At 56.8% G+C, this 23,498-nt stretch carries 27 protein-coding genes; 3 read left to right on the forward strand and 24 right to left on the reverse strand.

All coding sequences use genetic code 11. The features are described from left to right. Positions 1–6: 6 nt before the first annotated feature. The 5 genes from tolA to J8Z22_RS14560 all read right to left on the reverse strand — a co-directional run bounded on the left by tolA (position 7) and on the right by J8Z22_RS14560 (position 4,730). Positions 7–924, reverse strand: a complete 918-nt coding sequence (gene tolA, locus J8Z22_RS14540; protein ID WP_252006909.1) for a cell envelope integrity protein TolA — start codon at positions 922–924, stop codon at positions 7–9. Beyond that, a complete protein-coding gene (gene tolR / locus J8Z22_RS14545; RefSeq protein ID WP_028114969.1) occupies positions 925–1,359 on the reverse strand; it encodes a protein TolR in 435 nt (144 codons plus the stop codon). It abuts the gene before it with no gap. Beyond that, the gene (gene tolQ / locus J8Z22_RS14550; RefSeq protein ID WP_028114968.1) at positions 1,356–2,042 is read right to left on the reverse strand and encodes a protein TolQ; all 687 of its coding nucleotides are present in this window, start codon (positions 2,040–2,042) and stop codon (positions 1,356–1,358) included. Before tolQ ends, tolR begins: the two co-directional genes overlap by 4 nt. Beyond that, complete coding sequence (gene ybgC / locus J8Z22_RS14555) at positions 2,032–2,433, reverse strand: tol-pal system-associated acyl-CoA thioesterase (RefSeq protein ID WP_028114967.1); 402 nt, start codon at positions 2,431–2,433, stop codon at positions 2,032–2,034. Before ybgC ends, tolQ begins: the two co-directional genes overlap by 11 nt. A 164-nt stretch (positions 2,434–2,597) precedes the next feature. Then, positions 2,598–4,730, reverse strand: a complete 2,133-nt coding sequence (locus J8Z22_RS14560; RefSeq protein ID WP_371877975.1) for a prolyl oligopeptidase family protein — start codon at positions 4,728–4,730, stop codon at positions 2,598–2,600. A 546-nt stretch (positions 4,731–5,276) separates the two neighbouring features. Here J8Z22_RS14560 and J8Z22_RS14565 point away from each other — a divergent pair. Further along, complete coding sequence (locus J8Z22_RS14565) at positions 5,277–6,632, forward strand: dicarboxylate/amino acid:cation symporter (RefSeq protein WP_252006910.1); 1,356 nt, start codon at positions 5,277–5,279, stop codon at positions 6,630–6,632. Between the two features lie 77 nt (positions 6,633–6,709). Here J8Z22_RS14565 and J8Z22_RS14570 read toward each other — a convergent pair whose 3' ends face one another. The 11 genes from J8Z22_RS14570 to fliD form a co-directional block, all read right to left on the reverse strand. After that, complete coding sequence (locus tag J8Z22_RS14570) at positions 6,710–7,372, reverse strand: TorF family putative porin (protein WP_035416452.1); 663 nt, start codon at positions 7,370–7,372, stop codon at positions 6,710–6,712. A 21-nt stretch (positions 7,373–7,393) separates the two neighbouring features. Continuing rightward, the gene (locus J8Z22_RS14575; protein ID WP_252006911.1) at positions 7,394–8,746 is read right to left on the reverse strand and encodes a hypothetical protein; all 1,353 of its coding nucleotides are present in this window, start codon (positions 8,744–8,746) and stop codon (positions 7,394–7,396) included. Between the two features lie 576 nt (positions 8,747–9,322). Further along, on the reverse strand, positions 9,323–9,652 hold the full coding sequence (locus tag J8Z22_RS14580) for a hypothetical protein (RefSeq protein WP_252006912.1): 330 nt from the start codon (positions 9,650–9,652) through the stop codon (positions 9,323–9,325). Next, entirely contained in the window at positions 9,645–10,598 is a 954-nt protein-coding gene (locus J8Z22_RS14585) for a flagellar motor protein MotB (protein WP_245595640.1), read from the reverse strand. Before J8Z22_RS14585 ends, J8Z22_RS14580 begins: the two co-directional genes overlap by 8 nt. A gap of 20 nt (positions 10,599–10,618) precedes the next feature. Continuing rightward, the gene (motA, locus tag J8Z22_RS14590) at positions 10,619–11,476 is read right to left on the reverse strand and encodes a flagellar motor stator protein MotA (protein WP_028114962.1); all 858 of its coding nucleotides are present in this window, start codon (positions 11,474–11,476) and stop codon (positions 10,619–10,621) included. Then, a complete protein-coding gene (locus J8Z22_RS14595) occupies positions 11,473–12,201 on the reverse strand; it encodes an RNA polymerase sigma factor FliA (RefSeq protein WP_028114961.1) in 729 nt (242 codons plus the stop codon). Before J8Z22_RS14595 ends, motA begins: the two co-directional genes overlap by 4 nt. 8 nt (positions 12,202–12,209) lie before the next feature. Further along, positions 12,210–12,665, reverse strand: coding sequence for a flagellar basal body-associated protein FliL (fliL, locus tag J8Z22_RS14600; protein ID WP_169629341.1), 456 nt, complete (start codon positions 12,663–12,665; stop codon positions 12,210–12,212). Between the two features lie 23 nt (positions 12,666–12,688). After that, on the reverse strand, positions 12,689–13,816 hold the full coding sequence (locus J8Z22_RS14605; protein WP_252006913.1) for a flagellar hook-length control protein FliK: 1,128 nt from the start codon (positions 13,814–13,816) through the stop codon (positions 12,689–12,691). Then, on the reverse strand, positions 13,797–14,123 hold the full coding sequence (locus J8Z22_RS14610) for a hypothetical protein (protein ID WP_028114958.1): 327 nt from the start codon (positions 14,121–14,123) through the stop codon (positions 13,797–13,799). Before J8Z22_RS14610 ends, J8Z22_RS14605 begins: the two co-directional genes overlap by 20 nt. Continuing rightward, entirely contained in the window at positions 14,092–14,472 is a 381-nt protein-coding gene (fliS, locus tag J8Z22_RS14615) for a flagellar export chaperone FliS (RefSeq protein WP_028114957.1), read from the reverse strand. The genes J8Z22_RS14610 and fliS overlap by 32 nt, the downstream gene beginning before the upstream one ends. A gap of 11 nt (positions 14,473–14,483) precedes the next feature. Then, the gene (gene fliD, locus J8Z22_RS14620) at positions 14,484–15,827 is read right to left on the reverse strand and encodes a flagellar filament capping protein FliD (protein WP_245595639.1); all 1,344 of its coding nucleotides are present in this window, start codon (positions 15,825–15,827) and stop codon (positions 14,484–14,486) included. Between the two features lie 109 nt (positions 15,828–15,936). Between fliD and J8Z22_RS14625 the strand changes: the two genes are divergently transcribed. After that, complete coding sequence (locus tag J8Z22_RS14625; RefSeq protein WP_252006914.1) at positions 15,937–16,269, forward strand: hypothetical protein; 333 nt, start codon at positions 15,937–15,939, stop codon at positions 16,267–16,269. Positions 16,270–16,273: 4 nt separating this feature from the next. Further along, the gene (locus J8Z22_RS14630) at positions 16,274–16,471 is read left to right on the forward strand and encodes a hypothetical protein (RefSeq protein ID WP_028114955.1); all 198 of its coding nucleotides are present in this window, start codon (positions 16,274–16,276) and stop codon (positions 16,469–16,471) included. On the opposite strand, the gene J8Z22_RS14635 is transcribed toward J8Z22_RS14630, so the two are convergent. From J8Z22_RS14635 to J8Z22_RS14670, 8 genes are read right to left on the reverse strand one after another with little or no spacing between them, the layout of a single operon-like run. After that, on the reverse strand, positions 16,465–17,484 hold the full coding sequence (locus tag J8Z22_RS14635; protein WP_252006915.1) for a hypothetical protein: 1,020 nt from the start codon (positions 17,482–17,484) through the stop codon (positions 16,465–16,467). The two genes, J8Z22_RS14630 and J8Z22_RS14635, sit on opposite strands and share 7 nt — an antisense overlap. Before the next feature lie 8 nt (positions 17,485–17,492). Then, positions 17,493–18,410 carry a flagellar hook-associated protein FlgL gene (gene flgL / locus J8Z22_RS14640; protein ID WP_252006916.1) on the reverse strand — a complete coding sequence of 306 codons (918 nt, stop codon included), beginning with the start codon at positions 18,408–18,410 and terminating at the stop codon, positions 17,493–17,495. A 9-nt stretch (positions 18,411–18,419) separates the two neighbouring features. Then, positions 18,420–19,790 (reverse strand): flagellar hook-associated protein FlgK, encoded by a 1,371-nt coding sequence (gene flgK / locus J8Z22_RS14645; protein WP_252006917.1) that lies wholly within the window; start codon positions 19,788–19,790, stop codon positions 18,420–18,422. Next, a complete protein-coding gene (locus tag J8Z22_RS14650) occupies positions 19,787–20,182 on the reverse strand; it encodes a rod-binding protein (protein WP_245595638.1) in 396 nt (131 codons plus the stop codon). Before J8Z22_RS14650 ends, flgK begins: the two co-directional genes overlap by 4 nt. A gap of 8 nt (positions 20,183–20,190) precedes the next feature. Continuing rightward, complete coding sequence (locus J8Z22_RS14655) at positions 20,191–21,267, reverse strand: flagellar basal body P-ring protein FlgI (RefSeq protein WP_245595642.1); 1,077 nt, start codon at positions 21,265–21,267, stop codon at positions 20,191–20,193. Between the two features lie 32 nt (positions 21,268–21,299). Then, positions 21,300–21,968 (reverse strand): flagellar basal body L-ring protein FlgH, encoded by a 669-nt coding sequence (flgH, locus tag J8Z22_RS14660; RefSeq protein WP_028114949.1) that lies wholly within the window; start codon positions 21,966–21,968, stop codon positions 21,300–21,302. Positions 21,969–21,978: 10 nt separating this feature from the next. Then, complete coding sequence (gene flgG, locus J8Z22_RS14665; protein ID WP_028114948.1) at positions 21,979–22,764, reverse strand: flagellar basal-body rod protein FlgG; 786 nt, start codon at positions 22,762–22,764, stop codon at positions 21,979–21,981. A 10-nt stretch (positions 22,765–22,774) separates the two neighbouring features. Further along, positions 22,775–23,491 (reverse strand): flagellar basal body rod protein FlgF, encoded by a 717-nt coding sequence (locus J8Z22_RS14670; RefSeq protein WP_028114947.1) that lies wholly within the window; start codon positions 23,489–23,491, stop codon positions 22,775–22,777. Between the last annotated feature and the right edge of the window lie 7 nt (positions 23,492–23,498).

A 23,498-nucleotide genomic window follows, 5' to 3' on the forward strand; every position in this document is an offset into this window, starting at 1 on the left:
CTTTCACTATTGCTCGGGTTGTACCGTTAAGTTGATATCTTTCAATTTGGCGTAGACGTCGGCCTCCGGCGACACCGGCAACTTACCGGCGGCATTGATGGCCGCCTGAGTCGCCCGGCAGACACTGGTGTCACCATCCAGGGTCTTACTGGAAATCACAAAACCGTCCGGTGCCAGTTTAATGTTCACTCGACACTCTTTACCACGCATGCTGGTGTTGGTGCGCAGGTTACGCTGGATGGTCTGGCGAATCAGTACCTCGTACCGCTGCACTTCCGACAACACCTGTTGGTTGCGGGCCGCCGACAACTGCGCCTGTTCGGCCGCCAATTGATCCGCCAGCTCCTTCTCTCGGGCACGTCGAGCGGCTTCTTCGGCCTCTTTGCGCTTGCGCTCCTGCTCTTTGCGCTTACGCTCGGCTTCCGCCTGTTCGGCTTTGCGTTTTCGTTCTGCTTCGGCTTTCTTGGCGGCGTCTTCCGCCGCCTTGCGATCCCGCTCGGCTTTCTGCTTCGCCGCTTCTTCGCGCTTGCGTTGATCCGCCAGTTTTCTGGCTTGCTCCTGCTCTTTCTTCTGCTTCAGCTTGGCTTGCTTGGCCGCTTCATTGGCCTTTTTGATTTCCAGCTCTTTGTTTTTACGATCCCGCTCCAGCTTACGCAGCTTTTCCTGCTCGGCCTTGCGCTTGCGCTCCAGTTCATTCTGGCGCTGACGCTCTGCCGCCGCCGCATCGGCCTTGGCTTTTTTGATTCGCTCAACCTGCTTTTGCACCTGGGCCTGGTCGACGACCACGGCCTGCACCACCGGCGCGCTGGCCTGGGGCTGGGGTTTGGGCTTAGATTGAAAATTCACACTCAGTGCCAGCAAGGCAAACAGGCCCACGTGGGCCAGCAAAGAGAGAATGAACGGCAGGGTCAGTTTCTGTTGCATTTACTGCTCCGCACTCTCGGTCATCAGTCCCACCGACGGCACACCGGCTTTCTGCAGGCTCACCATCAGTTGAATCACTTCATCGTAAGAAACCTGGCGATCCCCTTTCACCACCACCGGCCGCTGAGGGTCGAGCTGCAGCTCCGCCGCCACCAGTGCCGCCAGCTCATCGAGCATCAGCGGGCGATCGTCCTGGACGCTGCCATTATCAAGGAAATACTGCGCTTCGGCGGTTACCGATGCCACCAGCGGCGGCTTGGAATCCCGTTTCAACGGCTCCGCCTCTCCCTGGGGCAGATCCACTTTGACCCCCTGAGAGATAATGGGGGCGGTGGCCATAAAGATGATCAGCAGCACCAGCATCACGTCGATGTAGGGCACCACATTGATTTCGGCGACCTTACGCCGCCGCTTGCGCTGGAAGCCTTGCATCAACGGCCTTCCTTATCACTGAAGGCCTGGCGATGCAGAATGCTGGAGAACTCCTCGATAAAGTTGATGTAGCTGTTTTCCAGCTTTTCCACCTTCGTGGAGTAACGGTTAAAGAAGATCACCGCCGGAATCGCAGCAAACAGGCCCATGGCGGTTGCAATCAAGGCTTCGGCAATACCAGGAGCCACCATGTTGAGGGTGGCGTTTTGTACCGCCCCCAGGGCAATAAAGGCGTTCATGATGCCCCAGACTGTACCAAACAGACCGATGTAGGGACTGGTGGAACCAATGGTAGCCAGCAGTGACAGGTTGGACTCCAGCTTGTCGACTTCCCGAGACAGGGCAACCCGCATGGCACGCTGAGAGCCATCCATGATGGCGCCGCCGCTGGTGGCGGTCTGATTCAGGCGCATGTACTCCTTAAAGCCGGCGGTAAACAGCAACTCCATGCCGGTGTTGCGGTCGCCTCGGGAGGACAGCTCCTGGTACAGGCGGCTCAGATCGACACCGGACCAGAAACGGTCTTCAAATTTCTTGGCATTGACGGTGGCACTGTTCAGCACGTTACGGCGCTGAATGATCACGGCCCAGCCGGTAATGGACAACAGCAACAGCATCAGCATCACCAGCTTTACCAGTAAGCTGGCTTCCAGAAAAAGATTGATAAAGGAAATTTCAGCTGACACCCGTTAACTCCTGTTTAATATGCGAAGGGATCGCCACCGGCGTAAAACCGCTGGCATTAATGCAAACCACTTTGACGTCGGCCTGGCAGTATCGCTGACCTTCGTCATCCACCAAAGACTGACTGAACACCATGCTGGCGCCCCCCATCTTGGTGATCTCGGTCTCGACAGTCAGATGTTGGTTAAACCGGGCCGGACGAACAAAATCGATGTTCATGTTACGCACCACAAACAGCACGTCTTCAGCCATCAGCTGATCCTGCTCAAAGCCATGCTGACGTAACATCTCTGACCGGGCGTGCTCGAAGAAGTTCAGGTAATTGGCGTGGTAGACCACCCCGCCTGCATCAGTATCCGAATAGTACACTCTGATGGGCCAACGAAACGCCATTTCCCTTCCTGTTCACTGTCTAAAACCTGTTGGAATGACTGGCTACTATACCCCATGACCCAAAGTGATGGCAGTCCAGAAATGCTAAGTTTGAGTTTCAAATTGCGTCAGTTAACAAAAAAGGGAGGCCAAGCCTCCCCGATCGCACAGTTACTGAACAGCGGTTACTGGATTCGCTCCGGCAACGTCAGGCCGAAGTTGTGCCACAAGAAGGCGTAGATGTCGCGGAACTCGGCAATCTTCATGGCCGTCGGTTTACCCGCACCGTGACCCGCCTTGGTTTCGATGCGAGCAATGACCGGTGCATCCCCCTGCTGCTGATGCTGCAACTCGGCGGTAAACTTAAAGCTGTGAGACGGCACCACCCGATCGTCGTGATCGGCGGTCATCACCATGGTGGCCGGGTAGGCCTGCTTCACCACATTGTGCAGTGGCGAATACGCCCGCAGGTAACCAAAGTCCTCGGCATTGTCGGCACTGCCGTATTCCGAGGTCCAGGCCCAGCCAATGGTGAACTTCTGGAAACGCAACATGTCCAGCACGCCGACCGCGGGCAATACCGCCGCAAACAGGTCCGGACGCTGAGTCAGCGCCGCGCCCATCAGCAGGCCGCCGTTACTGCGTCCGTACGCCCCCAGCTTGCTGCTGTTGGTGTAGTTCTGGGCAATCAGATACTCCGCCGCCGCGTAGTAATCATCAAACACATTCTGCTTCTTCTCCTTCATGCCCCCCTGGTGCCAGGCTTCGCCGTACTCCGCACCGCCGCGCAAGTTAGGCACCGCGTAGACACCGCCCATATCCAGCCAGGCAATGGTGGCCGGAGAGAAACGAGGGGTCAGCGAGATATTGAAACCGCCATAGGCATACAGCAGCGTCGGGTTGTTGCCGTCCTTCTTCAACCCCTTCTTGTAGGAAATGATCATCGGCACCCGGGTGCCGTCCTTACTGGTGTAAAACACCTGTTCAGACACGTAATCTGCCGGGCTGAAGGCCACGTCCGGGATGTTGTAAGCGCTGACTTCGCTGCCGTTGAAGTCGTAGCGATACACTCCGGTCGGATGGATGTAGGAGTTGAACAGGAAGTACATCTGCTGATCATCGCGACCACCGCTGATGCCGACCACCCGGCCGGCTCCGGGCAATGCCAGGGTCTGCTGCAGCTCGCCCTTAAGGCCGTACACCTGAACTTCGGCCAGCACGTCTTTCAGATAGCTGACCACAAAGCGGTTGTTGATGATCGAGGCGTTGTAGATGGTGTTGTCGGTCTCAGCCACCAGTTCGCGCCAATGGGCTTTCTGCGGCTTAGTCAGATCAACCGCAATGATGCGGCCCTTAGGAGCCTGGTAATCGGTCTTGAAGTAAAAGGTATCGCCGTCGTTGCCCAGGAACAGATACTCCGCTTCCAGTTCCGACATCAACTCAACGGTGTTGCCGGTCGCCAGTTCTTGATAGAAGAACCGGTTGCGAGGATCGGTGCCCTGGGACACGGTGATAAGCAAGTACTTACCGTCGTCAGACAACTCGGTGCCAAAGCCCCAGTCTTTCTGATCCGGACGGTGGTACACCAGGGTGTCCTCAGACTGAGGGGTGCCCAACTTGTGGTAATACACCTTCTGGAAGTAGTTGGCCTGCTCCATCTTGTTGTCGCCGGCCGCCGGGGCATCATAACGGGAATACCAGACCCCCTCACCCTGCTTGTCCCAGGTGGCGGAGGAGAATTTAATCCACTCGAGCTTGTCGGTCAGGGCCTCGCCGGTGGCGATATTGACGAACTGCCACTGCTGCCAGTCGGAGCCCGATTGAGAGGTCCCGTAGGCCAACCACTGTCCCTGCTCGCTGATGCTGACTCCGGACAGGGCGATGGTGCCATCGCTGGAAAAGCCGTTGGGGTCCAGCAACACCTTGGCATGCTTACCCTGCTTATCGGCACGGTACAACACCGACTGGCTCTGAAGGCCGTCGTTGCGATAGAAAAACTGATTCTCACCTTTGACCTCCGGCGGGCTCAGTTTCTCGTAGTTCCACAGTTGCGTGATGCGATCCTCAATCACAGTGCGATTTGGGATCTGAGCCAGATAACGATCGCCATAGCTCTGTTGACGTTTTACCCAATCTGCCGTCTCGGCGCTGTCCAGGTCTTCCAACCAGCGATAGGGGTCAGCCACCTGAGTCCCATGCAGGCTGTCAACCACTGTACTGCGGGCGGTTTCGGGTACAGCACTGTGCTGCTCCTTATCCATCGACTGGCACCCGCTCAGCAGGGACGCGGCCAGCATAGAAAATGCCAAAATGCGCATTGTTATTCCTTTATTATGATTTTGTAGACCGGCTCACTATAACCAGCCATGGGATTTCAGCCAAGAGCGATCGTTTTCAATATTATTTTTGCTTACACACATAAGCCAGTGTGACTCAGCGCCCACTTTGCCACAAACTGTGCCCGCAACCCTTATCAAACGGCCATTCAGGTTTGAATCCAGCACTCCCTACGACCGAAATTGAATCAAAGTTAAATGAGAAAAACTAATGCAAAAAAGCAATTTTTCTTGGTTGTCCCAAGGGAAAGGGTTGCCATAGAATAGCGGTCATTGAGGAGATAACGACTCTCCGAGTCAACGATTTCCTACCGGGGTGACACCTAAGCAAGGTCAACCCGGGAATAAGGTTCTTTTGCTTAACTTCCTTCTTTTTTGTTGATTGCTATTCTGCCCGCTGAACTTCAGCGGGCTTTTTTTTGCCTGTCATTCAAGCCATTGCAGCATCCTGACCACAGGGGTATCCTCATACACGCTAGCGATGGTCAGCAACAATCCGTCGCCCTGAACCGCCACGGAGGACAGTTCATGCCAGCTCCCGCCTCAACCAACACGATGGACATCGGCTCCATTACCCTGCTTATCCGCACCCACCTGTGGGCACAAATTCTGCTGGCCATGGTGCTGGGTCTGAGCACCGGGCTGCTGTTGTCTCCCCATGGGGCCGCTCTGCTCACCGACAACACCAGCGCCCTGGCCGCCGATTGGCTGGCCCTGCCCGGAGCGGTATTCCTCAACCTGATTCAGATGATGGTGATTCCGCTGGTGCTCTCCTCCATCGTGCTGGGATTGTGTTCCAGTGGCGATTCCGGTTACCTGAAGCAGGTCGGAATGAGGATTCTGCCCTACTTTGTGACCACCACCACCATCGCCGTCAGTATCGGCATTGTGTTAACCCTGACTCTGCGCCCCGGCGACCACATCGATGCCAGTCTGGTTCAGCATGCCAGTGCCGCGGCCAGCCGAATGTCCGATCCGCAATTGATGCCGAGCCTGTCATTGCCCGAGCGCATCGCCCAATTGATCCCCACCAACATTAATCAGGCCATGGTCACCAAAGACATGCTGCAGATCGTCATCTACGCCATCATATTGGGGGTGGCCATTACCGCCCTGCCCCTGACAATGACCGCACCGCTGACGGCCTTGCTGCAAAGCGTACAAGAGGTGTCACTCAAAGTGGTTGGCTGGGCGATGATGCTGGCGCCGTACGCGGTGTTTGGTCTGCTGGCTGAGCTGGCGATTCGCCTTGGCCCCGACGCCATACTCGGCATGTCGGCCTATGTCGGTGTGGTGCTACTGGGCTTGCTGTTGCTGCTGAGTGTGTACTTACTGATGGTGGCGGTGCTGGCCCATCGCTCACCCCTGTGGTTTCTGCGCCAGGTTCGCCAGGTACAGTTGCTGGCGTTCTCCACCTCCAGCTCCGCCGCCGTCATGCCCCTGTCGATGAAAACCGCCCAGGATTCATTACAGGTGTCGCCGGGCATCGCCCGTTTCGTGGTTCCACTGGGCGCCACGGTCAACATGGATGGCACGGCTCTTTACCAGGTGGTTGCCGCGCTGTTTTTGACCCAGGTTTACGGCATAGAACTGAGCCAGGGGCAGATATTGATGCTGACCATTACCACCGTCGGCGCCTCCATCGGCTCCCCCAGTACCCCGGGGGTAGGCATCGTCATTCTCGCCACCATTCTCCATGGAATCGGCGTCCCCGCCCAGGGCATCGCCCTGTTGATTGGGGTCGACCGCCTGCTGGATATGTGCCGCACCGCCATCAACGTCAGCGGTGATCTGACCGCCTGCCTGATCATGGAACGTTGGCTCGGCCACCGGCTGTCGCCACAGCCACCGGCCTCGGCCGACGCTCAGGCCAGTGCGCCGTAACTCGCAGACAGAAAAAAGCCCCGGCCAAACCCGGGGCTTTGACTCAGCTGAGGGACAGACTGAATCGTAACTTGTGCTTACAGCCAGTAGGCCACACCGATCATGTAGTGGTCGTCGTCATACTCGTGGTAACTGGCTTCCAACAACAGGCTGAATGTATCCCAGAACGGATAATCGTAACGCAGCGCCACATCATAGAACTCATCCGCCGGGTTGGCTTCATCACCGTAACCGTAGTTTTCGGCATCGGTAAACCACCCGCCGTGCACCACCAGGGTGCTGTCCGCAAACAGGGCCACCGAGTAATTCAGCTCGCTGTACCAGGCTTTCACATCCTCGTCGTAATTGACGGTGGCGCTCAGGTTGCGGTAGTCCACCGACACCGTGTACTCCAGGGTGTCATCGCCGTCACCAAAGGTGTATTTCATGGCGCTGAGGCCCATACCCAGATCGTCGTTAAACATGTGGTAGTAACCACCGTAGTAATCGATCTCATAATCCTTGACCTCATCGGCTCCATCCTCATACCGATAGGTCTCATAGGAGACGCCACCATAGAGGCCGATGTCATGCTCCAGCATGAAGTCGGACTGCAGCGAGGGATTGTCCAGGCTGATGCTCTGACCGCGCCACAGATAGTTGCTCAGCCCCATCATATAGCCTGATGCCGACACCGGCGCTTGGGCCGCCAATGCCTGAGTACTCAACAATGCCAAAGCAGCAATGGTAATGGATTTCATAGTAATACTCCTGATAGTGACTTAGTGCTTAGGCAAACGGTTGGCAGGGACAATCCACTGGGTTTCCGACACGGGATCGGTGATGCCCAGCTGAACGTCGCTGTGTTTTAGGAAGATGTCGTTGTCGGTGTTATGGCAGTTCTCGCACATCCGCTTGCTGGTGCGGGCTTCCGCCGTGGCCAGCGGGTTCTTACTGACAAAGTGAGCGGCAAAGGGAACCCAGTAGGACTTGGTGGCCGGATCCTTAAGGTTCACTACCGCCTTGCTGTCTTTACTGACACCACCAGAGTGACTCAGCGGCACCAGTTTGCTGTGAGGATCGTTGGCAACACTCAGGCCCAGTTTAATGTTCTCATCCCCTACTTCGCCGACGGCGCCTTTAACGACCCGCTTAAGGGTTTCCCAGGTACCGACGGATTCAGGCGAGTCTTCATGGCAACCAAAACAGTTGGTGTAGGGCTGAGTATGACAAGCAGTGCATTTTAATTTTTCATTGTGATTAATTAACGCCGCCTTACCGGTCAGCAATTCGGTGTGATCGTCAATCTTATCCTGGTGACAGTCTTCACACTTAACTTGAATAATGTCCTTTTTTTGAGTCTGTTCAAAATGCCCCTTGGTTATATTATCCGGTCCGCCAGAATATAAATTACCTTCTGGAATCTCGTTAATATCTCGACCATGAAACTCTTGTTGAGCACTGTGACAATCGGTACAGCTCATGTTGTGTTTCGTCACGTGGGCGTCTAACTCTCTATGAGTTTCGGCATTTTCATAGTGACAGGTTTCGCAGGTTTGTTCCGGATCGGCATTTTTCACGAACGCGTGCTTATTCAACAACCCTCCGCCGACGTAATCCGGTTGGCTGATGTGGCACTGGCCACAGGTGGCGTGACAACTGTTACACCCCTCCACTTCGGCATGGTGCATCTCATCATACAGCTCCTGGGCATTAGGGGTTTGCGCCAGGCGCTCCACCAGCCCCTTGGCAATGCCGTTGACGGTGTAGTGCAGTGAGTGACGGAAGTTGGTAACCATCTCCTCGCCATGACAGTCACTGCACACCGAGCCACCGTCGGCAGTCGGGTCGCTCTGAATGGCCGGATGCCAGGATTTGGCCTTGCTGGCATCGGCCTGGTGGCAGTCGCTGCAATCAAGTTCCCCGTGGCTGGCCATGGCATCAAGACTCACTTGAAGCTGGGCGGCCCGTTGTTCGGCGCTTAACTCACCGGTGGCAAGCTGTTTCTTCTCGATCATTTTCTGCAGTAGTTTGGCGTTCTTATGGCAATTGAGACAACTGTCCTGGGCCAGTGAACTGGCACTAAACAGGGCCGCAACCACAGTCAGACAGACCAGTGGATTGGTAGTTTTCATCATCATTTCCTTGGTATTGCGCGACATCGAAATTTTAAATGACATTTAAACTTCGATTCTCGAGCAATAATTACAGTGGCATTTCCATCATCAAATTATCTTCGAGCACATTTAACCCGACAGGTTATTTGAAGTTATTAAGCAAGTTCGAATTACTCATCAAATAATTCCACTGTATTGTGGCGCCCCGCCATCGACGTCAACCGTGACAGTAATCACACACATGGATATTCAAATATTAAAACTGTTACCTGATTCCGAATATTAAATTGCCGGGAAAAGCGTTTCCCATATTCCGAAACCCACCCCAAAAACGTCTATTTCGAATCCAACTGGGATCCTGACCTCACCCTGCTCCCGGCCTCGAGAAAAAGATTCGCAGTGCCATTGAGAGGCTGTGGGCATTAACCACGCTCCGCCCCGGCATCGCCGCCCATCGAACCCTAACCCGGACACAAACAAAAAAGCGGACGCGTCAGCAGCGCCCCTGGCAGGAGTGAAATTAAGATCAGCGCGGAACTCGCCGTAACTGGTAGGGAAAAGAGTAGCCGGCGCCAGGCCGACTACCTGAGGGCGTCAGTAAAAGAAGAAAAAGCCAATCAATAACAACACAATTAGCAGAGTGCTGGCGGTGACCGGGTACAGCAGGTAGCCATCCCCGGCGCGCCGGGCCCGCATCAAGGTCAACTTCAACAGGAAAAACTGCAGCATAATGATGCCGCCACCGGCCAGAGTACCGGCCAGGAAGCTCAAACTGTCGATCTTCATCATCAGCAAGCCGGCCACCAGCCAGTTCACTAGGATCAGGTACAGGAACACCTTCTGCAGCCGATCCGGGCCATTGCGAACAAAGGCCGGATCCTCCTGATTAGCTTTGCTTTTTGGGGTATTAGGGGCGTTAGTCATTGTATCTCAACCTAGGGCTGTTGGACTCGGCTCGAGAGCGGGCTTGCTGCATCTGGGCGCCACTCAAACCATGCTGGTCAAACAGGGTCTGCTCCCCCTCATCACTGAGAATAAACAGCTCGATGCGCCGATTCTGCGCCGCCATCGGATCCGCGTCATTCAGCAACATCTGGTCGGCATAACCGGCCACCTGCAGTACCCGGCTGGCATCGACACCGCCAATCACCAGTGCCCGCCGAGCCTCCAGTGCCCGCATCGATGACAACTCCCAGTTGGTCTTGCGATTGCCCGCAAAGGGCGCCGAGTCGGTATGACCACTGACAATAAAGCGGTTTTTCACCGGTGCCAGAATCTCCGCCAGCGACAGCATCAGATCTTCAAAATAGGGCTCCATCTGATTGCGGCCACGCTTGAACATAAATTGATCCGACGAGTCCTGAATCACGATGCGCAGCCCCTGAGGCGTCATTTCAAAATCCACATGCTTGGCAATTTCACTGTTCTGAGTGACGTCGTGCACTTGCTGAGCCAGGGTCTGCAACTGGATCTGGGTATCACTGCTGCCCGGTACCATGGCATTGAGTTCATCGCCCTTACCGGCCAACGAGTCCACCTCACCTTCGGGGATGTTATTGAACATCGCCACCCCCGCCTGTTCCGGACCGGTACCGGTCGCCGGTATGGCCGCTTTGTCCAGGCTCGGTCTGCCCTCAAAGTCGATGATGGAGCTATTGACACTGGTCGCCAGTGGGTTGGCGCCCTGTTCAATCGGTGGCCCGTTGAGCTGCTGCACAATGGCCTGACGTTCCTGCTGATCGGCGATCTGCATCAGCCACATCACCATGAAGAAACACATCATCGCCAGGGTAAAATCGGCGAACGCGACTTTCCAGGCGCCACCATGGCTGCCCCCGTGTTTCCTTTTCTTACCCTTTTTAATGATCACTGGCGACTTTCCTTGCTGCATCAAAGTTGTTGTGCCTCAAGCCAACGTTCAACCTCGATAAAGCTGGGTCGATTCTCATGCTGAATCTGACGCCGCCCGGCATCAATGGCCAACAGAGGTGGCTTGCCTTTGGCGTGCATCACCAGAATGGCGGCCATGCACCTGAGTCGAGCGGTGTGCCGGTCCACCAGATGCTCCAGGGCGGTGGCCAGCGGGTCGAACATACAATAACAAGCGAAGATGCCGATGAAGGTCCCGACCAAGGCGGCTGCGACCTTGACCCCAATCATGGTCAACGGTCCATCGATGCTGCCCATGGTAATGATGATCCCCATCACTGCCGCCAGGATGCCGAAGCCCGGCATCGCCTCGGCGACTTTTGACAGCGCCTCGGACGGCCGAAGATGATCCTCGTGAATCCGTTCGATCTCCTCTTCGAGAAGCGTTTCCAGATCGTGAGGTGCCACCTTGGCCATGGATTGCATCCGCAGGTTATCGACGATGAACTGCAGCAGTTCCTCCTGCTTGAGTACCGCCGGATACATCAGAAACATCGAACTCTCATTGGGATTTTCGATGTGCTCATCCAGCACCTTCATCCCCTGAGACTGCAGTTGACTCAACAGCACATGCATCAAGCCAAACACCTGTGGGTATAACTCGGGATCCTCGGACTCATTGGCCCACAGATCTTTCAGCTGATGCCACATATCCTTGATGACGTCGATGGGATTGGCGATGAACAGCGCACCAATACCGGCGCCAAAAATAATCACCATCTCCGCCGGCTGCCACAGGTTGGACAGGTAGCCGCCGTGGGACGCGTAACCCCCGAAGACCGCCAGCAGCAAACCAATAAAACCTAACATTTTTTTCATACGTGTCGTCTCTTCTCGGGGGTTTGCCACTGCTGCAGAATCTGTTGCAGCTGACTGACAGCCAGCTTATGCAGCTGACACACCCTCGATTCCGTCAGCCCCAGGGTCAGGGCAATCTCTTTCAGGTTCAGCTCATGTTGGTAATAGAGGCCAAGCACCAGTTGTTCTCTCTGCTTCAACTGGCCCAGTGCCTTAACCAGCGTGCGTTTGTCGATAAAACGGTTCTGGCCGTCCTGACCCGCATCCGGTTCCACGCCGTTCTGAAACAGCTCATCCAGGCTCTGCATCGATTCAGCCTGGCTGGCGTACAGCCTCTCTCTGAGCTGTTCCGGCGTCAGCGCCATCGCCTCGGCCACTTCGCTGTCCCGGGGCGGTCGCCCCAGCTCTCTGGAGAGCTTGCGAACGATGTCGTTAAACTCATGAGCCTGCTGGCGTACCGGCCGTGGTCGCCAATCCAGGCGCCTGAGTTCATCGAGAATCGCGCCTCGAATCCGCTTGCTGGCAAAGTTGATGAAACCGCCATCCAGTTCGCCCGGATAGCGGCGCAGGGAATCGAGCAAGGCCATCATGCCGATCTGCTCCATATCCTGCACTTCCAACATGGTGCCGCAATGGCTACGCAACTGATTGACGGCCTTTTTCACCAGAGGCAGAAACTGACTCAGTTGTTCCGATTCCGAGCCGCTGCGACTCTCACTCTCGTAACTGCAAGCCTGAGCTAACATCGAACCTCCTACTGAACCACCAGGCGGGTAAACAACACGGCGTCCAACTGAACGCCAAAGCCATGCTCGGTTAACACGGTTTGCAGCGCCTGTTTGGCCTCCTGCTGCAACTGTTCCATGTTATGGGTGCCATTGAGCTCCTCTACCGACTTGCTGCCCATTAACTTGATCATGGTGTTTCTCAGCAAGGGATCACTCTGCAGCAAGATGGATTCAATCCCTTCCGAGGGGGACTGCAGCGCCATCTCCAGCAACAGGTAGCGGGGATAACGTTCTCCTGGCAGGGAAATCACCAGTTTGTCCATCGGGTAGAATTTATCCGGCTCCGCGGCCTTTTCACTGAGGCCAAACGGCAGATCCAAGTCTTCCGGGTTACCGATGCCGATGACCCCGAAGATCACCATGGCACCGGACCACACCACCAGCACGCTGAGCTGAAGTAGTCGTTTGATTCCTGTCGACATTGCCATTTTCTGTGCCCTTCTCTCTATGCCAACATATCGATGATGTCGTGTTCATCCTCTGGCCGGCTCATCTCATGATGCTCCGCGGCCAGTATGCGCTCATCCCAGCTTTGGGAGGGGTGTTGCTGTTGTCCGGGTTGCTGCTGACCAACGTCCACATCCACCTGGCCATCAAACTGCTGCATCATCTCCTGACGCAAGCGCTCCGCCCCATGAGCCAGCGCATCCCGAACCTGAGGATTGGCGGCGTGCAGCTGCACCGAGATCCGGTCTCCCTCCTGACGGATGGTCAACTCGATTCGCCCCAAATCCGGTGGATCCAATCGCACTTCGGCCCGCTTTATGCCCTGCTCCAGGTTGAAACGGATCTGGTCACCTAATGGCGCCAACATCTCCCTCGCCAACAATGCCTGATCCCCACTCTTGGTGACCGTCATCGGCCCCCAAACACTCACAGGGGCCTGTGAGGCTCCGCCATTGGCGACAGCGGTGTCGACCGCCGCCACCGGCAGAGCTTTACTGCGAGCGGCCGCCAGCTGAATTCGGGCCTCCAGTTGCTCCGGCATTACCGCAACGGGCGCGACCGAAACCGCCGCAGTGGCAGTCGCCGCTGCCGCCGCTACCGTGGTGTTCGTCTTCACTGGCGGATTCGGCGGTGTGACCGGCACCACCGATGCCGCAGTCGCGGCCGGTGCGGGTTCAGCACCGGTTACCATCGAGGTGGTGAGCGGGCGAGATATCGGCATCGCCTCCACCGCATCCATGGAAACCGACAATGCCGCTGGCGCCACCGGCGTCTCTGGTACCGGAGCCGGTGACACCACGGTGGCCGCAGTCAACTCGGCACCGATCGCCAGTGGCATCGATTCCTGCCCTGCCGGGTCCGGTTGAACCTCGACGTCGATGACGGCAAGTGGTGGCAGCATCTCGAGCGCACCCTCAACCAGCAGCGACTCACTGTCACCCGGTTCTGTGCTTGCCGCCTCAGTCTCCAACTCCGCGGTCATCGCAGCAGTCAGTTCTTGGGCCACCGCCGAGTAGGGCGACGAGGACACCGCAATGGCCGCCGGCTGCCCCTGAGGATTGGCACTAATGCCGGCCCCAGTGTCCACCGTTGCCGCTCCCGGCAGGTTAATTGGAAATGCGTTCACCGCTGAGCTCCGTGTGTCGGTAGGCCATTGAGCCTTCCCGCTGTAATTGAAATTGCCCCATTTCATCGACCAGCTGATCTCGCGCACCGATCAATTGGGACAGCACTTCCCGGTGAACCTTCGCCAGCGCCTTACGGGCCGCCAGTTGCTCTTCGTTCTGGGGCTTGCCTTCCTGAATCAGCAACGCCTGCAACTTAGTGTCAATCTGAGCCACTCTGGCCCAGTCCTGCTTAGCAGCGAACTGTTGCAGCGCCCTGCCAAACCGAGCCCACTGCTCAATTGAGATTTTGCCAACCTTCTCGGACATCGGAGATTACCTTTACTACTGGGACTAACATCTGGCTGTCATTCTTCATACTGGTCGACATCAGTTGTCGGCTACAATAGTCGTAAAGCTGGTGCAGGTTCTGCGCCACTTCACCGCCATTCTCCAGATCCAGCATGCTGTCCAGGCCATGAACGATGTTGATACAGCGCTGAATGCTGTTGCCCTTTTTTTCATGCTGCTTGGCTTCAATGTGGCCCTGAGAGCGAGCAAGCTCATCCATCAGGCCATCCAATAACATCCGCACCATTTCATGCTGATTGGCGGCGGCGGCCCTCGCATTCAGCGAGGTTTGCTTATAGGCATTAAAGGGGTCTTGGTCGTGTAACATTGGTTTATCCGTTAGTAAAACAATCCGGCAGAGCTGTTCATGGAGCTGATGTAGCCCTCCATGGCAGTGAACTGAGCGAGATAGCGGTCATAGGTTTGTTTCATGCGATAGTCATGACTGGCGATGTCGTCTTCAAGACGCTCGATTCGAGAATCGATGTTGTCTTTTTTCATGTCGATAAAGCCATCGCGCTTGGTAAAGGGATCCATCACCTTATCCAACCGGTTCAAATAGCCGTTGTCTGAAGTAAACATCTTCTCCACCGACGCTGAATCGCTCTTCAGCGCTTTTTCCAGCTTGTCTTCATCGATGGTTAACTTGCCATTGCGATCCAACTCGATGCCCACGTCACCCAGGCGCATGCCGTTGTCTGACGCTGTGAACAGCACATTTTGCAGAGATCCTTTCAGCATTCGAATGCTGGAATCGCCCTTGAGGACACCCAGCTGATCCTCTTCAATCTGCTTGGCGTCCTCGCTGTCTTCGTCCTCATCGTCTTTACCGATGTCAGACTCCGCTTCCACCGTGGCGCCAAGGCTCTGAGTCAACCCGGCAATCTCACTCATTAACTTGTTGTAGGAGTTAACAAAGTCTTTCACCGCGTCCATGGTGGATTCGGTGTCATTGTCGACGGTAATGGTGCTCGATTTGCCGGCTTCATGGGTCTCCATCAACTCCAGTGAAACGCCATCGATGACGTCTTCCACGTAGTTGGTGCTGCTGCTGATGTCGATGCCATTGAGCTTGAATTTGGCGTCCTGACCCACCACCAGATCGGTAAAGCCAAAGGCGTTGTCGTCCTGGGTCACGGAGATTTGATTGGCGACGCCGGTCTCGGTCGAGGTCAGCAACAACTCCACACTGCCATCGCCCTTACGCATTAATGACGCTTGCACGCCCATATCGACGGCGTTCTTGTTGATGTAGTCACGCAACCCTTCCACCGTGGCGGTACCGCCGGGGTTCATGGTGGCAAAATCGATGGTCAGCTTGTCGCCATTGACGTCAATCTCAAACACGCCAGACGTGGGCAACAGCGCATCTTCACTGGCGAAACTGGCGGTAACCTGGCTAGCTTGAGCCAATTGGGACACCTCCAGGTTGTAATTACCGGCAGGGGCATCCGGACCGACCGTGACCTTGGCGACCGACTCATCGCTGATACTGCCGGACTTGGCGTTAAAGGCATCGTCGCCCAGCGCTTCCAGATCGGCGGTCATCTTATCCAGAGAGGATTCCAGCAATTTGTAAGCGTCCAGTTGGCTGTCGTACTGAGTCTGCCGCGTCGAATAGAGCTGATCCTTTCCCGCACGTTCAACGGCAGTTAGCTGTTCCGCCCATTGCACTGCTGACATTCCTGAAATCATGGTTTCTCCTCATTGAACACAGGACTCTTGCTAGAATCGTGCCATCAATTATTTTCACTTTTAATCAACAAGTTATGTATCAAAGGGAGGAAGCTAAGTGGCGCCTGACGCTGTCGTTTCCGACGTCGGGGAAATCGCACTTCCGCCTGCTTTCCTTCCTTTGGCCCTACAGCCACAGAGCGACCTGGCGGAACAGAAACTTAAACCGACTGCGCTAAGCGCTGAAACCGCGACCAATGCTGCCGAAGGTCAACTCGCCACGGTCATCTTTACTCCGTTATGGTGCTATCGCCCCGGATCCCACCGGGATCAAATTGGCGATCGCAAACGATCGCCAAACAAAGGCTTAACCCATGAAAATAAACAAGTTTTTACCTTGAAAAGTCACCATGCACTTGCGACAATGACGGAAATTTCATCACCGGGATAGCTTCATGGCACTGATTGAGTTGCTGGGTATTGGCGCCCTGATTGCGGGTCTGGCTTTTGCATTTACCAACGGCCCTCGCCCCACTGAGGCGAGAGCGGCACCGAGAGACTTGTCCGGCTTTCTGGATCACCTGGAACAGATGCAGCAACAGGGAGTGGTGGATGAGCAGGAGTGCGGTGAACTAAAGCGCCTGTTTCAGTAAAGCAGTGATTGAGTCTGATTGCGGCTGGCGTTCGCCTGGGCCATCAAACTCTTCATCCGCTGATGAAACCCACCGGGATTCAACAGAACCTGCAACCGTTGCAGCTGCGAGTCCACCTCATGCTCCATCAAGCCTCCATCCGCAGAGTTCAACGTCTGCTGCATCTGCGCTTGAACGCCCTGGGTCATCGTCAACTGGCGGGCCAACTTGGCCACTACACCCTGAATTTTCGGTAAGCTCTGCTTCATCTCATCGACAGAGGTAAAGCGCCAACCTCGAGGGTCCTGCCAGTGAAATCGCTCCAACAGGCGTATCGGCCGCAGCTCGCCCGCAGGCAGACGTTGGCCCTGACCGCGCATGGCCACCTGGCCCTGCAACGACGTCCACAGCGCCGATGGCACGCTGAGCCGAGCGACGCCCTGTTCAACGCTGAGCTCGATGCCAACAGGCATTAACGCCTGGCGCACCACGGCTTCCAATTCTGCCGACGAAGCGTTGGCGGGTAACCCCATCTGTAGCCATTGCTCACCCAGCTTCATCTCCACCAGCTCGTCCCGAGGGCGGGAAGCCAGCAATGGCACCGACTTCAACTGGCACAGCCGCGGTGCCGGCTCACCATTGAGCGGAATCAGCGTCATTCGAACGTCCAGCAGTGGCCGGCCCCGGTACTGGCCCGGAATCTGAGCCAGCCGCTCGGCCAGGGCCTGCATCTTGGCGCTTTGGGACAGTTGCTGATGTGCGATTCCCTGCTCCACCAACTTTTGCAATTGGCAAGCCAGGCGCCAGACTCGGCTCAGGGTGGCTTCCGCCACCTGAGCGTACACCACCTGCTGATGCTCCCGGGTCACCCGCTCCCACTGCTGGTAACAACGCAGCCGGTGCCGGGACAGCGGCGTGGCCGGCGTCGGCCGGCGGCGGTCGCCCTCGGTCTTGCTGGCCACCGTCGAAGCCGGTCCCGGCCGCTGCTGAGGACCGACAGGGGTAAGTAGAGAGTCTGAAACCCGGGTAAGCATGGTCTACCTTACATCTCGTTAAACAGAGACAACTGAGCAATCTTCACGTAACTCTGCTGGGCAATTCTCATTGCCACCAGTGAGTTTTCATATTCAGTCTGGGCCTCGGCATAATCCAGGCCGGACACCTCTCCCATTAGCTGTTCGTTGAACAGCATCATGTCGGCGTGGGAGGACTCAATCAGCTCCAGGCTGTTCTGGCGACCACCAATGCTGGTCACCACACCACTGATGCTGGTAAGGGTGTCATCCAGGGTAGACAGCATTCCGGCGTGTTGGCCATCGAAAGTGGGATCACCCGGCCCCAATGTCGGATCCTCCAAAACCGCAATGTAATCACTCAGGCCATTGAAGATGTCGTCACTGGCGTTATTGAAGAACAGTTCATCACCGCCACTGTTGGCCGTGATCCAGGTGGAGTCAGAGACCTGCACCTCTCGAGTATTGCTGTCACCACTGTAGACATACTTGCCAGAGGCATCCTTGGTCACCGGTGCCGTATCGGTCTCGTTGCCAGAGAAGATGTAGTTGCCTTTGTCATCCTTGGCATTGGCCATGTCCACCATGGCTTCCTGCAACTCGGTCAACTCATCGGCGTAGGCCTGACGGTCCTCGGTGGACAACGAGCCGTTGCCGGTGGAGGTGATGATCTCCCGCATTCGATTCTGAATGTCGATCATGCTGGTCAAGTAGCTTTCACTGCGATCCAGGCTGTCGGACAAGGCGCCGATGTTGTCCACGTACTGGCTGGTGGCCGCCTGATCCCGCGCCACCGTCATCACTTGCACCGCACCGATGGGATCATCCGATGGCTTAAGAATGCTCTTGCCATAGGCCATTTTCTGCAACAGCTCGCCCAAGTTATTGGAGTTATTTTGCATGCTGTACATGTTATTCAGATACAGCTGTTGGTTAGAGACTCGCATCCCCTCTCCTTAAAATGCTTGCAGTACGGTTTGGAACAGTTGATCGGCGGTGGAGATCACCTTGGCATTCGACTGATACGCCTGCTGATACAAAATCAGGTTAGCGCCCTCTTCATCGGTATTAACACCGCTGACGCCGGCCCAGTCACTCTGGGCTCGAATCAGCGACTGCTCCGAAGAATCGGCATTCAATTTAGCCTGCTGACTGGAGGATCCCAGCTGCCCCATCTTGGAGGCAAAGGCGTCGCCCATGGTACTTTCCAGCCCTAGGGAGACAAAGGTCAGCGGCTTATTGGCCAAATCGATCAGGTCCTTAAGATTGCTGTTATCGCCGGGCGTGCCATCCTTGGCAAAAGCGAGTTTGTCCGCCGTAAACCCGTCGGTGACCTTCAGGGTACCGGCGGGGTTGGCCGGATCGTAACTGAACAGATCCTGGGTCGGCGGGTTGCCGTCAAGATCGGTGCCAGCCATCAATACGGTATTCATCTCATCGGCAATTTGCTGGGCCAGTTCATCGATAAACGCCTTGGAGTCTTTGAGGCTGTTGTCGCGGTAATCCAGCAGTGATCCCATGCTGCCTTCGATGCCCTCATCCAGGGAAAACTGGTTGTCGCCAAAACTGAGCGACAACAGGCCGAACTCCGGGTTGGCCGGATCCGGTGCCAACGACAGCTCGGCCGCCGTCGACCCCACCACCAGCGGCTGTCCCTGAGATAGCGCCACATTCAGGGTACCGTCTTTGTTTTCAGACACGCTCACGTCCATCAACTTCGACAGCTCGGCGATGACGTTATCACGCTCATCCAGCAACTCCGGCGGCGCGGTTTCCACCCCACCGTGAGATTTCACTTCGCTGTTGAGGCGGGCGATCTGCCCCAAATGCACATTGGCCTCAACCACCGAGGCGCCCAACTGGCTCTCAATCTGGTCAAACTGGCTCTGAACACCATCGTTGATGGCATTGAACCTCAGTGCTAAGCCTTCAGCTTCATTCAAAGCGGACTGGCGGGTGGCGATGTCATCGGGCGCCAGCAGGTTCGCATTCAGAGCCGCGTACAACTGGTCCAGGCCGGCAGAGATGTCTGACCCTTCGGAACCAAAGATCTGCTCCACCTGACCGAAATAGCTTTTCTGCACCGCATGAAACTCGGAGTTACTGGCATTGGACCACACCTGGTCCACCAGGTACTGATCGGCGATGCGCCGCACACCGGTTACCGCCACCCCGTTGCCATAGGCGCCGCCTGAGACGGTGGCCAGCATCGCCTGCTGACGTGAATACCCGGCCACGTTGGCATTAGCAATGTTGTTGGAGGTGACCGACAAGGCGGACTGACTGGCCAGCAGGCCGGACAAGCCTATATTGATCATGTTACTCATCGGGGTTCCTTAGCCACAAAAGGGAGTATCACCGCTTGCTGCATGGCAGCGGTTGTGGGTTGCTGCTGTGATACAGCGACCCCATCAGGCTGCGACTTTAATTGGCCGCCTAATTGCCGGGTCAGTGCCTCCACCAACCCGGTGTTGGCCTTACCGCTCAGAGACAACGCCAGCTCACCGTCATACAGATCCCGGTACACCCCGTCGTTCTGCGACGACAGCGGGCTGTCTTCGTCAGCCAGAACGTCCGAAGCCGCCCGCATGTGCTTGAGCACCGTCTGCAGGAACTGGGCTTCAAACTGCTCACTGACGGCACGAATCGCGCCCTGCTGACCATGCTGGGCCACAATCTGGCTGGCATCCAGCCGTCCCAGGTAACCTTGATTTGCCATCACTTCCATCACATCACCACCAGTTCAGCGTCCAGGGCCCCGGCTTCATCCAGCGCTTGCAATATGGCCATCAGATCCGCCGGTGCGGCACCGAGAGAATTGACCGCCTTGACGATGGTCTCCAGAGAGGTGCCTTCCGGCCAGACAAACATCGGCTTCTGCCCCTGGCTGATGTCGATGCTGCTGTTGTTGGTCACCGTAGTCTGGCCACCGGCGAAGGCGCCAGGCTGGCTGACCACGGGTTGCTCGGTAATGGCCACCGTCAGATGACCATGGCTGACGGCAGCCTTATGTACCTTGACATCGGCCCCCATCACCACGGTTCCGGTGCGGCTGTTAAACACCACTCGGGCAGGGCGCCGTCCGGGCTGAACCTCCAGCTCCTCCAGCATCGACATAAAGGTCACGCGCTGGCGCAGGTCCTTGGGGGCGTGCACCAACACCTTGGCATTGCTTTGGGCTCTGGCCACATCCGGGCCAAAGGTATCGTTAATGGCCCGCTCGACGTTGCGGGCGGTCTTGAAACTCTGCCGTTTTAGATTGAGGACAATGTCGCTGTTGGCGCCAAAGGTGCTGGGAATCGATTGCTCCAGCAGGGCGCCGCTGGGAATGGTGCCCACGGTGGGCACGTTCACCGTGACCGAGGTGCCATTGCGACCCTCGGCAGAGATGCCGCCCACCACCAGGTTGCCCTGGGCGACCGCGTACACTTCGCCATCCACACCTCGCAGCGGCGTCAGCAACAGCGTGCCGCCACGCAGGCTCTTGGCGTCGCCGATGGAGGACACGGTAACGTCCAACTGCTGACCCGGGCTGGCCAGGGGCGGTACCGTGGCATGAATCGCCACCGCCGCCACGTTTTTCAGCTTGGGATTGGAATTGCTGTCCAACTGAACCCCGAACTGCTTGAGCATGTTAACCACCGACTGACTGGTGAACTTCACCTGGCTCTTATCGCCGGTGCCGGTTAAGCCCACCACCAGGCCATACCCCACCAATTGGTTGTCCCGAATCCCCTGGACATCCACCAGGTCCATCATCTGTCGGGTTTGCAGCTCAGCCGACACCGGCAGCGCCAGCATCATTATCAGGGTCAAAAAGATTCGCATAGCGGGTCCTACATTGGAAACCAGGGGCTATTGAAGTAACGCGCCGCCCAGCCCATGGCGTTGCTGTCTGCGATGGCACCCTTGCCGCCGTAGATGATGCGGGCATCGGCAATGCGCTGCGATGACAGGTTGTTTTGGGTGTCGATGTCGTCGGTTCGAATCAGTCCCACCAGACGCAGGTACTCATCGCCCTGGTTTAGACGCAGCCACTTTTCCCCCCGAATCAACAGCACCCCATTGGGCATCACCTTGGCCACCGTCACGGTAATGGATCCGGTCAGCTGGTTTTGCTGGCTGGAGCTGCCATTGCCGCTGTATTCGTGACCGGTCCCCATGGCGCCACTGCCGGAGTAGCTGTCGCCACTGCCAAAGGCCGCCTCGCCATTGGCCTTGAGGTTGGTGCTTTTGCTGGTGGAGGTGTCGGCTTTTTTGCTGGCCTGAGTGCGCTCATCCAGGTTGACGGTCAGGATGTCACCCTCGCGGTAAGCACGCTTGTCTTTGAACAGGGTCAGCATGTAGCCCGGGCGGTACAGGCTGCCGTTTTCGGCGTTCGGCAGGCTGTAGTCGATGGTCGGCGGCGCCCACTCCTTGGCATTCGGCTGAGGCTCGGCCTCAGGAAAGTGAGACGCACAGCCCCCAAGCAGGGTCAGCAACAACACGGCAATCCAAACTCTCACGGCCAACTCCTTATACGGTCTGATTCAGGAACTGCATCATTTCATCGGAAGCGGTCAGCACCTTGGCGTTCATTTCGTACGCCCGCTGAGTCGAGATCATCTCTACCATCTCTTCCACCACATTAACGTTGGCCCCTTCCAGCGCCCCCTGGCGTAGGGTGCCCATGCCTTGCTCACCGGCCACCCCTTCTACCGCCACACCGGAGGCTCCGGTCTCGCTATAGAGGTTGTCGCCCATGGCTTCCAGACCGGCGGCATTGATGAAGTTCACCAGCGTAATCTGCCCCAACTCCTCGCCTTCCGCCTGGCCGGCAATTTGCGCCGTAACCCGGCCATCGGTACCGATGGTCACCGTCAGCGCTTCTTCGGGAATGGTTATTTGCGGCACCATCGGCAATCCGCCGGCGGTCACCATCATGCCGTCGGCATTGCGATAAAACTGGCCGTCACGGGTGTAAGCCAGATCGCCGGTGGGCAACTCCACCTGGAAAAAGCCCTGGCCTTCGATGGCCATGTCCAGTTGCTGTTCGGTGGTGACCATGGCACCGGTGGTGAACACCTTCTGGGTGCCCGCCACCCGCACACCGGTACCCAGTTGCAGGCCGGAAGGCAGGTCGTTGAGTTCATCAATCTGGCCACCGGGCTGGCGCTGCACCTGGTAGAACAGATCGTTGAATGCCACCCGGTCACGCTTAAAGCCGGTGGTGTTGACGTTGGCCAGGTTGTTGGCAATGGCCGTCATCTTGGTGTCTTGGGCCGTCAGGCCGGTTTTACTGATCCACAAAGCAGAGCTCATGGTATCTCCCTTATACGTTAGCTAGCAGACGATTCCCGGACTTGGCCAGGGTCTCTGCGCTTTTCATTAACTTAATCTGAACTTCAAACTGGCGGCTGAGATCCATCGACGCCACCAATTCGCGAACCGCGTCGACGTTGCTGCCTTCCAGGAAACCACTCACCAGTCGCACCTGACCGTCGGCGGGCAGAGGGACGCCATCGGCGGGGCGTAGCAGCCCATCCAGGCCTTTGACCATGTCGGCCAATGGCGCGTCCACCAGTTTCAACTGACCGATCTCTTCAATCAGTCCACCTTCGGCGGGGGTGATGCTGACCATGCCGTCATCACCGACAAACAGCTCTTTGTATTCCGGCACCACAATGGGGCCATCCACGCCCGCCACCACCCGGCCTTCGAGCATCATCTGGCCGTTATCATCCAGCACCATATGGCCAGCTCGGGTATAGGCTTCACCGTCGGCGGTCTGCACCACAAACAAGCCACTCTCCACCACGGCCAGATCCAGGGTGCGTCCGGTCGGGGCCAGCTTGCCGCCCTTCTCACTGATGCCGGCACTGCCCAGCTGCGACATCACCCGGGTCTCGGAGACCGTCAGCGCCTGAACCCGTTCCAGGTCGGCTCGGAAACCGGCGGTATCCACGTTAGACAGGTTATTAGCCCTCAGGGCCTGAGCTGCCATGACTCGATCGGCGCCGCTGGCAGCGGTATAGAGCAACTTATCCATGGGTCAC

This window comes from Ferrimonas sp. SCSIO 43195 (genome assembly GCF_023716685.1).
Lineage (GTDB): Bacteria > Pseudomonadota > Gammaproteobacteria > Enterobacterales > Shewanellaceae > Ferrimonas > Ferrimonas kyonanensis.

Coding starts and splice junctions, on each gene's coding strand:
- motA (WP_028114962.1), bottom strand. CDS start 11,476: ATGAAAAAAATGTTAGGTTTTATTGGTTTGCTGCTGGCGGTCTTCGGG.
- J8Z22_RS14635 (WP_252006915.1), bottom strand. CDS start 17,484: ATGCTTACCCGGGTTTCAGACTCTCTACTTACCCCTGTCGGTCCTCAG.
- fliL (WP_169629341.1), bottom strand. CDS start 12,665: ATGTCGACAGGAATCAAACGACTACTTCAGCTCAGCGTGCTGGTGGTG.
- J8Z22_RS14580 (WP_252006912.1), bottom strand. CDS start 9,652: ATGACTAACGCCCCTAATACCCCAAAAAGCAAAGCTAATCAGGAGGAT.
- flgL (WP_252006916.1), bottom strand. CDS start 18,410: ATGCGAGTCTCTAACCAACAGCTGTATCTGAATAACATGTACAGCATG.
- fliS (WP_028114957.1), bottom strand. CDS start 14,472: ATGTTACACGACCAAGACCCCTTTAATGCCTATAAGCAAACCTCGCTG.
- J8Z22_RS14670 (WP_028114947.1), bottom strand. CDS start 23,491: ATGGATAAGTTGCTCTATACCGCTGCCAGCGGCGCCGATCGAGTCATG.
- J8Z22_RS14565 (WP_252006910.1), top strand. CDS start 5,277: ATGCCAGCTCCCGCCTCAACCAACACGATGGACATCGGCTCCATTACC.
- flgG (WP_028114948.1), bottom strand. CDS start 22,764: ATGAGCTCTGCTTTGTGGATCAGTAAAACCGGCCTGACGGCCCAAGAC.
- J8Z22_RS14610 (WP_028114958.1), bottom strand. CDS start 14,123: ATGTCCGAGAAGGTTGGCAAAATCTCAATTGAGCAGTGGGCTCGGTTT.
- J8Z22_RS14650 (WP_245595638.1), bottom strand. CDS start 20,182: ATGGCAAATCAAGGTTACCTGGGACGGCTGGATGCCAGCCAGATTGTG.
- J8Z22_RS14655 (WP_245595642.1), bottom strand. CDS start 21,267: ATGATGCTGGCGCTGCCGGTGTCGGCTGAGCTGCAAACCCGACAGATG.
- J8Z22_RS14570 (WP_035416452.1), bottom strand. CDS start 7,372: ATGAAATCCATTACCATTGCTGCTTTGGCATTGTTGAGTACTCAGGCA.
- tolA (WP_252006909.1), bottom strand. CDS start 924: ATGCAACAGAAACTGACCCTGCCGTTCATTCTCTCTTTGCTGGCCCAC.
- J8Z22_RS14575 (WP_252006911.1), bottom strand. CDS start 8,746: ATGAAAACTACCAATCCACTGGTCTGTCTGACTGTGGTTGCGGCCCTG.
- ybgC (WP_028114967.1), bottom strand. CDS start 2,433: ATGGCGTTTCGTTGGCCCATCAGAGTGTACTATTCGGATACTGATGCA.
- fliD (WP_245595639.1), bottom strand. CDS start 15,827: ATGTCAGCAGTGCAATGGGCGGAACAGCTAACTGCCGTTGAACGTGCG.
- J8Z22_RS14595 (WP_028114961.1), bottom strand. CDS start 12,201: ATGTTAGCTCAGGCTTGCAGTTACGAGAGTGAGAGTCGCAGCGGCTCG.
- flgK (WP_252006917.1), bottom strand. CDS start 19,790: ATGAGTAACATGATCAATATAGGCTTGTCCGGCCTGCTGGCCAGTCAG.
- J8Z22_RS14630 (WP_028114955.1), top strand. CDS start 16,274: ATGGCACTGATTGAGTTGCTGGGTATTGGCGCCCTGATTGCGGGTCTG.
- J8Z22_RS14560 (WP_371877975.1), bottom strand. CDS start 4,730: ATGCGCATTTTGGCATTTTCTATGCTGGCCGCGTCCCTGCTGAGCGGG.